The sequence below is a fragment of the Novilysobacter longmucuonensis genome (assembly GCF_046600735.1).
Classification (GTDB): Bacteria; Pseudomonadota; Gammaproteobacteria; order Xanthomonadales; family Xanthomonadaceae; genus Novilysobacter_A; species Novilysobacter_A longmucuonensis.
In genome coordinates, this window is record NZ_JBJMAW010000002.1 from 249,797 (window position 1) to 261,938 (window position 12,142).

The window sequence follows — 12,142 nt, forward strand, 5'->3', positions numbered from 1 at the left end:
CCGCATGGACGGTCCTGTCCGCGCGGCCATCCAGCGCGGGCCCACGCCGCGATCAGGGGTCCTCCATGAGCCGTCTCACCCGCCGCCTGGCACTGTCGTTCGCGCTGCTGCCGCTCGCGCTGACAGCCGCCCTCGCCCAGGACACCACGCCGGTCGCGACCGTCGATGGTGCACGCACCTACACGCCGGCGGATTTCGCGCGCTACGCGCCGCGCAACGCGCTGGACATGCTGGAGCAGGTGCCCGGGTTCGTGATCCGCCAGGCGGTGCAGGAGCGCGGCCTGGGTCAGGCGACCGGCAACGTGCTGATCAATGGCCAGCGTCTGTCGGGCAAGTCCAACGATGTGCTTGGACAGCTGGGCCGCATTCCGGCCGACAACGTCACCCGCATCGAGATCGTCGACGGCGCGACGCTCGACATCCCCGGCCTCTCGGGCCAGGTCGCCAACGTGATCGCCGAGGCCGGCGGCATCAGCGGGCAGTGGGCGTGGCGCCCTGAGTTCCGCGCCTACTACACCGATCCGCTGCTCACCCGCGGCGAGGTTTCGGTCAGCGCCGCCCACGGGGCGATCGATTACACGTTCGGGCTCGAAAACGGCGCCGGCCACAGCGGCGCCGGTGGCGGCACCCGCATCTTCGATGCCGAGCGCAACTTCACCGAATACCGCGAGGACGCTTGGACCGGCGAGTTCAACGCGCCCAAGCTCAGCGCCCGCCTGGGCTACGAAGGGCCGGCGGGGTCGGTCGGTAACCTCAACCTGTCCTACCAGCGGGTCTTTTACGATTACCTCGAGAATGGCACCCGCACCGGTCCGGGCCTGCCCGAGCGCACGCGCCGCGTCGAGGTGGAGGAAGGCGGCTACAACCACGAGATCGCCGGCGATTACGAGTTCGCCCTGGGCGTCGGCCGGCTCAAGCTCATCGGACTGGACCGCTTCGCCCATATCCCGTTTTCGCAGACCGTGGTCACCCGATTTCTCGACGGGTCATCGCCCGCGCTCGGCAGCCGCTTCGCCCGCGAAGGCGACGAGCACGAGCGCATCGCCCGTGCCGAATACCGCTGGAAGGACGGGGCCGCGGACTGGCAGCTGTCGGCCGAGGGCGCCTTCAACCGCCTCGACAATGTGGCCGGCTTGTTCCTGCTCGGCCCCGATGGCGCGTTTGAACCGGTCCCGCTGCCCGGCGGCACCGCGACGGTGGAAGAGGACCGCTTCGAAATGATGGCCAGCTACGGCCGCCCGGTCACGTCCAAGGCCACGATCCAGCTGTCGGCGGGCGGCGAATACTCCAACATCCAGCAAGCCGGTGGCGGTGGGCTGAGCCGCACCTTCCTGCGCCCCAAGGGGTCGGTCTCGATGGCCTGGGAGGCGAGCGCGCAGCTGGACGTCAACGCCAAGCTGCAGCGCCGCGTCGGCCAGCTCAACTTCTACGATTTCCTCGCGTCGGTGAACCTGGCCGACGAGCGCAAGAATGCCGGCAACCCCGACCTGGTGCCGCAGCAAAGCTGGGAACTGGACATCGAGGCCACCCGCGAGCTCGGCCGCCACGGCAACGCCAGCCTCCGGCTCTACGGCCATTTGATCGACGACATCGTCGATACCATCCCGATCGGCGCCACCGGAGAAAGTCCGGGCAATCTCGACCGCGCCACGGTGTACGGGCTGGAGGGCAAGGGCACTTTCAACCTCGATCCACTCGGCTGGCGCGGCGCCAAGCTCGACGCGCGCTTCCAGGTGCAGGGCAGCCGCGTGGACGACCCGCTCACCGGCGAGCCGCGGCACATCAGCAACAGCCTGCTGCGCCTCGGGGAACTGGGCTTGCGCCACGACGTGCCGGACACCGCGTGGGCCTATGGCGCCAATGTCAGCTACGCCTACCGTGCGCAGAACTACCGCCTGACCGAGGTCGGCCGGCAGTGGGAGGGCCCGGTCTGGGGCAGTCTCTTCATCGAGCACAAGGACATCAAGGGCCTGACCATGCGCGCGACGATCGGCAACCTGTTCGGCGCGATGAGCATGTGGGACCGCACCGTCTATCTCGGCCGCCGCACCGGGCCGGTCGCCTATTACGAGCGTCGCGACCGCCGGATCGGCCCGGTCTTCTCGTTCTCGGTGTCGGGCAAGTTCTGAGGACCGCACTGCCGAGCGCACGTGGCAGCCGACGCAGCCCGCCCGGCCCTGTAGGAGCGGCTTCAGCCGCGATTCGTAAACCGTCCGCTCCACCAGGCATCCGGCTCCGATCCGTCCTGTGACAGCAGCATGCGCAGGCACGGCCGGCAGGCTTCACCGAATCGCCACCCGGCGCGGGACATCATCGCCGGGCATCGGATCTCCCGGCCACAGGTAACCGAACATGCGCGAGCACATCGAGGAAGGATTCATGGTCTTCGTTGCCGACGGCGAAATGGGCGTGGCGGCGGTGCGCGAGGTGCGCGAGGACCCGTCGGAGCTGCTGATCAACATCCAGAACGCCGGCGACTTCGTGATACCGCTCACGGCGGTGCGGGACGTCCATTCCAAGAAGGTGATCCTGGACGTGGACCGGCTCGAAGCACCGGTGCGCGAGGCACTCGAGCACGTGCACGACAGCGAGTACCCGCACTACGCCGTGGCCGATATGGACGCCGGCACGGCCACCGACAGCGACACGCCGGCACAGCGCCACTGAGGCGGTCCGGTCGGAAGACCGCGCCTGGGGACCAGAGCGTGTGCCTCCTCCGCTGCGCGCAGCGACGTAGGCTGGGCTGGCAAGCCCAGCGCTTTATCCCGCCGTCCCACGCTGGGCTTTGCAGCCCAGCCTACGGTTTTTTCCAATCGCGGTGCGCTCATGGGCGTCAGGGCCGTAGGCTTGGCCGACAAGCCAAGCGCTAGGTGCCGGGGCCGGGCGGTGCGGATTGGATCGCTGCTGAAGCCGCCCCTACGGTCGGTCGGCTTCAGCCCGAGATCTCGCGCACGGCGCGTACCGCGTGCTCGACCTGCTCCGGGGTGTTGACCAGGCTCGGCGCGAGCCGCACGTAGGTGATCGCGTACGGGCTGGTGCTGGCGATAATCCGCTTGTCCAGCAACTGCCGGACGACATCGGTCGGCGCGACGCCGTCGACCTCGAACGACACCAGCCCCGCCGACAGCTCGCCCGAACGCGGAGTGTGCACTTTCACCTTCGGGTTCTCGGCCAGCCCCGCCTTGAGCTGGTCGTTGAGGCTGCGGATGCGCGCGGCGACGCGGGCGCGGCCCATCTGCCGGTGCATGCCGAACGCGGCGGCGGTGCCCCACTGGTGCTCGTAGGCGTGGAAGCCGCCCGGCGTCATCCGGTTGGCGTTGTTGGGCGTGGTCGGCGCGCGATCCTGCTCCCAGGCCTGGTACTGATCCCAGTCGCTGAAGCTCGGCACCATCGGGCGCAGTCGTGCCCAGTTGTCGGCATTGGCCCAGACCAGGCCGGTCCCGCGCGGGCCGAACATCCACTTGTGGGTGCCGGCGCAGAAGTAGTCGCAGCCCATGTCGGCGACGTTCTCGTCGGTCGAACCCAGGCCGTGCACGCCGTCCACCACCAGCGCCAGCGGCGGGCCGCTGCGCGCGCGCAATGCAGCCGCGATCTCGCGGATCGGCAGGCGGATGCCGCTGGCCGAATGCACCCAGGTCAGCCCGACCACGCGCGTCTGCGGCCCGATGCCCTTGAGCAGCGCGTCGATGATCGATTCGGTGCTGGCGCTGGACGCGTCCTCGAACAGCGCGACCTTGCGGATGCCCGCGCCGGCGCGCTCGGTCGCCAGCCGGATCGATTCGTGGTGCGAGTAGTGGTCGTGGGTGGTCGTCAGCACCTCCTCGCCCGGCCGCAGCGGCAGGCCGTGGTAGACCAACGCCAGCCCGGTGGTGGTGTTGCCGGTCAGGCAGACATCCTGCGGGCGCGCGCCGAGGTATTCGCCCATCTGCGTCTGCACCCGCAGCGGCAGGTTGTGCTCGGGACCCATGAACAGCGCCTGCTCGACCACGTGGAGTGGATCGCGGTCGATGGCGCGGCGGTAGCCCTCGATCGCCGCGCGCACCGGCGCTGGGTGGCTGGCGATGAAGAAACTCGCGAATTGCGCGGTGGACGGGTTCAGGTCGAACTGCGCGCGGACGCTGTCCCAGTCGGACAGGTCCGGCAGCGGCGGGGTTTCGGCCTCGACCGCGGCGAGCAGGCTGCCCGGCAGGAGGGCGGTGGCGGCGAGTGCGGCCGGGGCTTTCAGGAACGCGCGCCGAGACAGTGCCATTGCCATGCTCCAGGCCGGCCCGGATTGGGCCTCAGCGGTGGGGAACGCAATGTGGGGCGCTGACAGGACAAGCTCGTTGGGCGAGGTGCGAAGCCGCTCGGCTCTACAAACGCGCACTGCACCCCTGTAGGAGCGGCCCATGGCCGCGATGCTCTTCGCCCCGTGCCGGCGAAAACGACGCGGTCGCGCCTTGGACAGTTCCGCATCCGGGTGATGCCTGTCGCGGTCTGGACGAAAAGCTCGCGGCCATGGGCCGCTCCTACGAAAAGCCGGCGGCGCGCGCCGGCGCTGTAGAGCGGAGCTTGCTCCGCTGCACCGTCGCGGGCGGCAACGGATGTTTCGTGCGGGCGCGAAGCCGAGCAAGCTCGGCTCTACCAAGGCGCACTGCACCCCTGTAGGGGCGGCCCATGGCCGCGATGCTCTTCGCCCCGTGCCGGCGAAAACGACGCGGTCGCGCCTTGGGCAGTTCCGCATCCGGGTGATGCCTGTCGAGGTCTGGACGAAAAGCTCGCGGCCATGGGCCGCTCCTACGAAAAGCCGGCGGCGCGCGCCGGCGCTGTAGAGCGGAGCTTGCTCCGCTGCACCGCCGCGGGCGGCAACGGATGTTTTGTGCGGGCGCGAAGCCGAGCAAGCTCGGCTCTACGGCCGAGGCGCGCCTGCCCTGACTGTCTCTGGAGCCGCGGGGGCCTTGACGAGGCCTTCACATCGCGGCTCCTACAACGGCGCTTCACATCCAATTCAGGATCGGTCGCCGCCATGAGACTCCCTCTATTTCTGCTCCTCCTCGCCGCATCGCCGCTGGTCCTGGCGCATGACGACCGCGCCGCCGACGCCGGCGTAGACGCCCGCGCCGCGATCGAGGACACCAACCGCAGCTTCGAGGCCACTTTCGCCGACGCCGACGCCGAGGGCATGGCGGGCCTCTACAGCCGCGACGGGCAGGTTCTGCCGAGCGGGAGCGACGCCATCTCCGGCCATCAGGCCATCGCCGCATACTGGCGGGCGGCATTCGACGCCGGCCTCGAGGGGGTCGACCTGGAAACGCTCGAGCTGGACACCCATGGCGACCGCGCCACCGAGGTCGGCCGCTACACGTTGCATGGCGCTGGCGAGCAGGTGATCGATCGTGGCAAGTACGTGATCATCTGGACGCGCGAGAACGGCGAATGGAAGCTTCACCGCGACATCTTCAACAGCAACACACCCGCGGCCGCGCCCTCGGGCGATGCGGCGATGCTCACCCGCCGCGACCTGGAGTGGACGCAGATGATACCGGGGGTGGCATTCGCCCCGGCCTACGGCGACTGGCAGAGCGGGCGCCACGGCAAGTTCGTGCGCTTCGACCCGGGGGCGTCCGCGCCGATGCATACCCATTCCAATCCGTACAACGGCATCGTCCTGGAAGGCCGGCTGACCAACCCCTACGCCGGCGAGGTTGAGCCGGCGGAGATGGAGGCGGGCACCCACTGGTACGTCCCCGCCGCCGCCGAACACAGCAATACCTGCGTCTCCGAGCAGCCCTGCCTGTTCTACACCTACGGCGATGCGGCCTGGGACATCGCCCTGGTCGAGGAGTGAGGCGCTGGCGCGTTTCACGGCCGAACGACAGCACCGGGCGTGCAATGTCGGTCCGCCCCCGCGAAAGGACCGGACCATGCGCGACATCCTGACCACGCTGAAGCAAGAGCACGACGAGCTACGCCGCCTGTTCAAGCAGATCAACGCCACCTCCGATGACGACACCGACACGCGCGAGGACCTGCTGCACAAGATCGAGGCGGCGCTGATCCCGCACGCGAAGTGGGAGGAAAAGGTCTTCTATCCGGCCTTCGCCGATCGCGCCGACCACGAGCAACTGCTGCTGCACGCCGAAGCGATGCAGGAACACCGCGCGGTCGAGCTCACGGTGCTGCCCGACATCCACGCCGCGGACGTCGACTCGCGCCAGTTCGCCGGGTCGGTCAAGGTGTTCGGCGAGATGATCGAGCACCATGCCAAGGAAGAGGAGACCGCGATGTTCGACGCCATCCGCCAGTCGTTCAGTGCCGCCGAACTGGCGCAACTGGACGATGACTACGAACAATGGAAGGACTCCTCGGCCGCGGATGCGATCAGCATGCACGCCAAGGTCAAGACCGCGGCTGCATCGATGCTGCGCTCGCCCTCCTCGCCCGGCTAGCGGTCCACCACCTCCGGCGCGGCTGAGGCACGTGCGGATGCAGCCCCACCGGAGCCACGCCATGCCACAGTTCGTCATCGAAAGAAATATCCCCGGCGCGTCCGAGATGACGCCGCAGGATCTTCGGCAAGCGACGCAGAAGTCCAACGCGGTGCTGGAAACCCTCGGCCCAGAGATCCAGTGGCGACACAGCTATGTCGCCGGCGACCGGATCTACTGCATCTACGACGCACCGAGCGAGCAGTTGATCCAGCAGCATGCGCAGCAGTCGGGTTTTCCCGCCAACCGGATCACGCCGGTGGCGGCGATCATCGGGCCCGGCTATTCGGCCTGAGCCGGTGACCGGGTTTAGTGGATGCCATCGCATCCGAAACCGGGCCCAGGTGCCTATCCGCCGCGCACGCGCAGCGTCAGCCCCTTGAGGAAATTGCGCAGCAACTGGTCGCCGCACAGGCGGAAGTTCTTGTGCCCGGGCTGGCGGAACAGCGCGGTCAACTCCGGCTTGGAGATCGGGAAGCCGGCGTCCGCAAAGGCCTGGTGCATGTCGACATCCTTGAGTTCGAACGCGACCCGCAGCTTCTTCAGCACCACGTTGTTGGTGACGCGCTTTTCCAACGGCCGCGTTGGCCGGCTGTCGTCCCGGCCGCGGCAGTGGATCACCAGTCCGTCGAGGAAGTGCGCAAGCACGCGGTCGCTGCACTCGAGGTAGTCGGCCTCGTCGTCCTTCTTGAGGAAGCCCTGCACGTCGGCCTTCCCGACCGGGAAATCCGCATCGGCCAGCTGGATGATCTCCACCACCCTGCCGTCGCTCAGATCGAGCATGTAGCGGATGCTGCGCAGTACGTCGTTGTTGATCATGACCCTGTCTCGTTGCGCCGCGTTGGTCGGCCGTCCAGTGCGCGATGCACCATGCGCGGAGCGCGCACATTGCCACAGTGGGGCCCGGACCCGCGCCTTCGCCGGGCGATTGACCGGAAGTCGAGGGCCAGCGGACCGCCCGGCAAGAGCCGCACGACGTCCATCTGGTCTGGCTGCAGGACGACACCGACATGGCCGCGCTGGCGACATGGATGGACTGGACCCAGCCGACCGGCCTGGAGGCGCCTGCGCCGGCGGAGTTCCTGGGAGGCGCGTCAACGACATGCCCGCCGGAAGCACCAGCTACATGAGCGTGCTGCTCACTCCCGGCCGTTACGCCTGAATCGCCGAAGTGCCCGCTCCAGCTGGCAAGAACATGCTCAAGACCTTCACCGTGCCGTTTTTGGAGGCCACACCGGGCATTGACCACACCGGCCCGAAGGCGCCGCGGACCGGCCCCATCAGGCGCAGCCGAGCGCGAGGGCCAATCAGCACTGGGGAGGTACCGGCATCGTGTCCTGTCGCGGTGTCGCCGAGCCCCCGGACGGCCGGACGGTTCTACGCTCTCGGGCTAGTCCTCGAGAGCGCGAATCCGACGCGAGCGGTGCTCGCGTCGGGAGCGTGCCACATTCAATACGCACCCCACCGTGCGAAACGGATGCGTCGACGGAACGCCGGCGGGCACCGCCCGTGACACAGCGCGCGACCGGCACGCACCAACCTGCCCGCATCTTGGCCAGCTCAGTGCTTGGTGGCGTCCATCGCCCACTTGCGATCACGCATGGTGTCGTGCTGCTGCTTGACCGTCGGCAGGAACGAGCGCACCGCGTCCTTGACCGCCACTGGCGCGTCCTTGTCCTCCAGCACTTCGTTGAAGGCGTGCAGCATGCGGTCCTCGGATTCCTCCAGCTGCGCCACGTAACCGTAGTCGTCGCTTCCCATCTTGCCGCGGACATCGCCGTACATCCGGTGCAACGTGCCGCGGAAGGTGCCGTCGGTGTCGGGGGTTGCGCCCTCGGCCTTGACTTCGCTCGACATCGCGCCGACCAGGCTGTTCTTGGATTGGGCCATGTCCTTGAACAGTGATTGCAACTGCGGGTTGCGGGCCTTGGTGGAGGCATCCTCGTAGAACTCGGCACTGTCGCGGGTCACGGCAAGCAGCTCGTTAATGGTCTCGATTTTTTCGTCGCGGATATTCTGGGTGCTCATGGCTTCTCCTGGGGTAAGGCCGGCCCTGCCTCGCTCACTCCGAGCGGAAGCGCGCAGGCACCGGTTAGACGTTCATTGGAACGACACCAGCTTTGCAGGATCGCCGTTATGCGGGCGTGTATCGCCTTGATTTAGTGAATGTCTGATGTACCTCGCCAGGCGTCGCGCGGCACGAAAACCGAAGCCGGCTACGCCTCTGCGGCGTCCATCGCAGCACTCCGGCTATGCTGCGCACAACCAGACCGGAGACCATTCGATGCTTCGCTTCCTGCATGCCGCCCTTGCCGCCTCGGCCCTGCTGCTGTGCACCCCGGCGCTGGCCGCCGACTATGTCCCGCCACCGCATGAGTGGGAGCGACAGGCACCTGCCGCGGCGGGCTTCGACGCGGCCGCGCTGGCCGCGGCGGTCGAGTACGCGAAGAGCAAGGCCAAGGTGGAACCGGCCGACCTGCGCGAGGTGCTGCAGCAGTCCTTCGGCCGCAGCGAGCCGGACTACCGGATCCTCGGCCCGGTCATCCCGCGCGCGCAGGCCAGCGGCATGATCGTCCGCGGCGGGCGCATCGTGGCCGAATGGGGCGACACCGATCGCGTCGACATGACCTTCAGCGTGGTCAAGAGCTACCTGTCGACCGTTGCGGGGCTGGCGGTGCAGGACGGGCTGATCGACTCGGTCGACGATCCGGTGGCGGGTTACGTGCCCGGGGCGTGGTTCGAAGGCGAGCACAACGCCGAGATCACCTGGACGCACCTGCTGCACCAGACATCCGACTGGAGCGGCGAACTGTGGGAGGTGCACGACTGGGCCGACCGGCCCGAGGGCGACGACCCGTCCAACCGTCCGCTGCACGCACCGGGCACGCGCTACAAGTACAACGACGTGCGCATCAACCTGCTGGCCTTCGGCCTGCTGGAGGTACTGCGCGAACCGCTGCCGCGCGTGCTGAAGACCCGCATCATGGACCCGATCGGCGCGTCGACCACGTGGCGCTGGCACGGCTACGAGAATTCCTGGGTCACCCTGGACGGCCTGCAGATGCAGTCGGTGTCCGGCGGCGGGCACTTCGGCGGCGGCATGTTCATCAGCACCGCCGACCACGCGCGCTTCGGCCTGCTGATGCTGCGCAACGGCCAATGGGGCGAGCGGCGGCTGCTGTCGGCGGACTGGATCGAAAAGGCCACGCAGCCCTCACCGGTGAAACCCGACTACGGCTATCTGTGGTGGCTCAACACCGGGCGCGAGGCGATCCCCGCCGCGCCCGAGTCGGCGTTCTGGGGCGCCGGCTTCGGCGGCAACTACGTCTACATCGACCGCGAGCATGACCTCGTCGTGGTGATGCGCTGGACCCCCGACCTGGAGGGCGTGGTGACACGCGTGCTTGCAGCGCTCGAGCCATGACCGAACTGGCACTTGGCGAGACCTGCCGAACCAGTTGCCGTACGCCCCGCCGGTGAGCGGGCAGTGGCAGCCGGCAATGGGAGAAAGGCCCGGTGCCACCCGGACCTTTCTCCCGCGCTTGTCGATCAGAACCCGCTGGCGTTTAGACGGCCGTTGCTGACCACCTTGCCGTCGCACGACGCGGTCGTCGTCGCGCTGCCCAGGATGCCCGCTTTCACGTCCGCCGCCGACGCGCCGGGGAACGAGGACTTGTACAACGCCGCCGCGCCCGACACGTGCGGCGTCGCCATCGACGTGCCGCTGTAGCTGGCATAGCCGGAGCCGACCCCGCCGCGGGCTTTCACCGGTACGGTCGACATGATCGCCGAACCCGGCGCGCAGATGTCCACGGTCGTGGCACCGAAGCTGGAGAACGAGCTCATGGTGCCGTCCTTCACGAGCGACGCCACCGCGATCACGTTGTCGTTCGGGTATTCGGCCGGATAGCACGACGAGCCGCTGTCGCAGTCGTCGCCGGCATTGCCCGCCGCCGCGATGAACAGGATGTCGGCTGCATTGGCACGCTCGATCGCATCGCCCAGTGCCTGCGAAAAGCCACCGCCCCCCCAGGAGTTGCTGGTCGCCACCATGTTGAGGTTGTGGCGCGTCTTCAGGTCGGTCATGTAATCGACCGCCTTGACCGCGTTGGCCGTGGTGCCGCCCCTGCGACCCAGGAACTTGGCATTGAACAGCTTGACCGACCAGCACATGCCGGCCACGCCCTTGCCGTTGCCGCCTGCGGCACCGATGGTGCCGGCCACGTGGGTGCCGTGGTCGTCGGTATCGCCGTCGAACACGCTGTTGTCGCCGCCGTCGAAATCCCAGCCGTAGACGTCGTCGACATAGCCGTTACCGTCATTGTCGATGCCATCGCCCGGCACCTCGCCCGGATTGGTGCCGGCGTTCGCGGCCAGGTCCTCATGGGCGTACATGTAGCCCTCGTCGATGACGCCCACCCACACCGTGCCGCAGGACGTATGGCCGGCGTTCCACGCCTCCCCCGCCTGTGAACCGAACTGGTTGGCCGGGCTGGTGGCATCGCCGTACATGCCCCACAGGGTGCCGTCGGTGTAGAAGGGGTCGTTGGACGCGTCGGAGTGCGTGTAGGTCCAGTTCGGCTCGGCGTATTCGACGGCCGGGTGGTTCCCCACGGCCTGGATGGCCGACGCGACCCCGGTGCCCGCAGGCATGCGCAGCAGTGCGGTTTCCCCGCGCCGGCCGCTGCCTGCCCGCAGCGTGTCCACTTGCGTGGCGCGCAGGCCCTGGCGCACTGCCCTTTGCTCCGCGGCGCTGGAACCGTCGCGGAACTTGACGATGATCTCGGCGGGTTGATGCGGAGTGCCGGCGTTCAACCCGGCCAGCACGAGGTCGGCTCGGCCCCCGGCGGTCGCGGTCGAATACACGGCGAGCATGGCAATGACAGCGCCGGCCAGCGTGCCGGTGCGGATAGGAAGCTTCATCTGGATATACCCCTTCGAAACGGTCGCGTGCCGGAGTTGGCACGCGCAGATTTATGGCACGCCTCTTGCTGCGGCCGACTCACGCCGCCACGACGATCCACGTCACACAACCCGGGCGAGCACGCTGTATCAGTGCGGAAGTGTGCGATCCGAGCGTGTGCCGCTTTCGTGGGACGACAGGCGCGCAAAATCGGCCGACCGGCGGTCATGCCCTGGCGCCATTTTTCTATTGCGTTGCACAACGCCTGAAGGGCCACACCTGCCCACTCCGGCATGAAAAAGGGCCGGGTTGCCCGGCCCTTGACGTGGCGATGGTGACCACGCCAGGCGCAGCCACACGCAACCGGTCAGCAGTTCCCTCGCACCTACATGCCCATGTCGGCCCGATGCTTGTCGACCTCGGCCTCGCTCAACACGCCATCGCCATCGGCGTCCGCCACCGAAAAGTGTTGATGCAGCATCTGGTCATCGGACAGCTCGTCCATGGCGATACCGCCGTCCTGATTGGTGTCCATCTCGGCGAAGGCCCACGCGTCCGTGTCCGAATCGATCGCTTCCGGTGGCGTGGCTGCCTCAGGTCGCGTGGTCGCCACGACCGGCGCCGTGTCGGCTGCTGCGGGGGCTGCGTAGTCGCCCTCGGCGGCCTCGCGGTCGCACGCGGCAAGCATGGCGAGGGCCGGAACCGTCAACGCGAACAGCAGGTTATGCATGGTTCTGTTCATGGGAAACTCTCCTTAAGTAAGCGCGCGGTG

At 68.0% G+C, this 12,142-nt stretch carries 11 protein-coding genes; 6 read left to right on the top strand and 5 right to left on the bottom strand.

Annotation, left to right across the window (positions count from 1 at the left end; all coding sequences use genetic code 11):
- The first annotated feature begins 65 nt into the window (after positions 1–65).
- On the top strand, positions 66–2,129 hold the full coding sequence (locus ACJQWM_RS03130; protein ID WP_332702011.1) for a TonB-dependent receptor plug domain-containing protein: 2,064 nt from the start codon (positions 66–68) through the stop codon (positions 2,127–2,129).
- A gap of 223 nt (positions 2,130–2,352) precedes the next feature.
- The gene (locus tag ACJQWM_RS03135; RefSeq protein WP_332702009.1) at positions 2,353–2,667 is read left to right on the top strand and encodes a hypothetical protein; all 315 of its coding nucleotides are present in this window, start codon (positions 2,353–2,355) and stop codon (positions 2,665–2,667) included.
- A 265-nt stretch (positions 2,668–2,932) separates the two neighbouring features.
- On the opposite strand, the gene ACJQWM_RS03140 is transcribed toward ACJQWM_RS03135, so the two are convergent.
- Positions 2,933–4,249, bottom strand: a complete 1,317-nt coding sequence (locus tag ACJQWM_RS03140) for an aminotransferase class V-fold PLP-dependent enzyme (protein ID WP_332702007.1) — start codon at positions 4,247–4,249, stop codon at positions 2,933–2,935.
- A 756-nt stretch (positions 4,250–5,005) separates the two neighbouring features.
- Here ACJQWM_RS03140 and ACJQWM_RS03145 point away from each other — a divergent pair.
- From ACJQWM_RS03145 to ACJQWM_RS03155, 3 genes are all read left to right on the top strand, one after another.
- The gene (locus ACJQWM_RS03145; RefSeq protein WP_332702005.1) at positions 5,006–5,827 is read left to right on the top strand and encodes an SgcJ/EcaC family oxidoreductase; all 822 of its coding nucleotides are present in this window, start codon (positions 5,006–5,008) and stop codon (positions 5,825–5,827) included.
- A gap of 76 nt (positions 5,828–5,903) precedes the next feature.
- Positions 5,904–6,428 carry a hemerythrin domain-containing protein gene (locus ACJQWM_RS03150; protein ID WP_332702003.1) on the top strand — a complete coding sequence of 175 codons (525 nt, stop codon included), beginning with the start codon at positions 5,904–5,906 and terminating at the stop codon, positions 6,426–6,428.
- 61 nt (positions 6,429–6,489) lie between these two features.
- The gene (locus ACJQWM_RS03155; RefSeq protein WP_332702001.1) at positions 6,490–6,762 is read left to right on the top strand and encodes a DUF4242 domain-containing protein; all 273 of its coding nucleotides are present in this window, start codon (positions 6,490–6,492) and stop codon (positions 6,760–6,762) included.
- A gap of 53 nt (positions 6,763–6,815) precedes the next feature.
- Here the strand turns inward: ACJQWM_RS03155 and ACJQWM_RS03160 are convergent, their stop codons facing one another.
- Together ACJQWM_RS03160 and ACJQWM_RS03165 are read right to left on the bottom strand one after the other, a co-directional pair.
- The gene (locus ACJQWM_RS03160) at positions 6,816–7,286 is read right to left on the bottom strand and encodes a YehS family protein (RefSeq protein WP_332701999.1); all 471 of its coding nucleotides are present in this window, start codon (positions 7,284–7,286) and stop codon (positions 6,816–6,818) included.
- A gap of 741 nt (positions 7,287–8,027) precedes the next feature.
- Positions 8,028–8,495, bottom strand: coding sequence for a PA2169 family four-helix-bundle protein (locus ACJQWM_RS03165; RefSeq protein WP_332701998.1), 468 nt, complete (start codon positions 8,493–8,495; stop codon positions 8,028–8,030).
- Positions 8,496–8,751: 256 nt separating this feature from the next.
- On the opposite strand from ACJQWM_RS03165, the gene ACJQWM_RS03170 reads away from it, so the two are divergent.
- Positions 8,752–9,891 (top strand): serine hydrolase domain-containing protein, encoded by a 1,140-nt coding sequence (locus ACJQWM_RS03170; protein WP_332701996.1) that lies wholly within the window; start codon positions 8,752–8,754, stop codon positions 9,889–9,891.
- 125 nt (positions 9,892–10,016) lie between these two features.
- Here ACJQWM_RS03170 and ACJQWM_RS03175 read toward each other — a convergent pair whose 3' ends face one another.
- The gene (locus ACJQWM_RS03175) at positions 10,017–11,390 is read right to left on the bottom strand and encodes a S8 family peptidase (protein WP_332701994.1); all 1,374 of its coding nucleotides are present in this window, start codon (positions 11,388–11,390) and stop codon (positions 10,017–10,019) included.
- A 365-nt stretch (positions 11,391–11,755) separates the two neighbouring features.
- Positions 11,756–12,112 carry an EF-hand domain-containing protein gene (locus ACJQWM_RS03180; protein ID WP_330970068.1) on the bottom strand — a complete coding sequence of 119 codons (357 nt, stop codon included), beginning with the start codon at positions 12,110–12,112 and terminating at the stop codon, positions 11,756–11,758.
- Between the last annotated feature and the right edge of the window lie 30 nt (positions 12,113–12,142).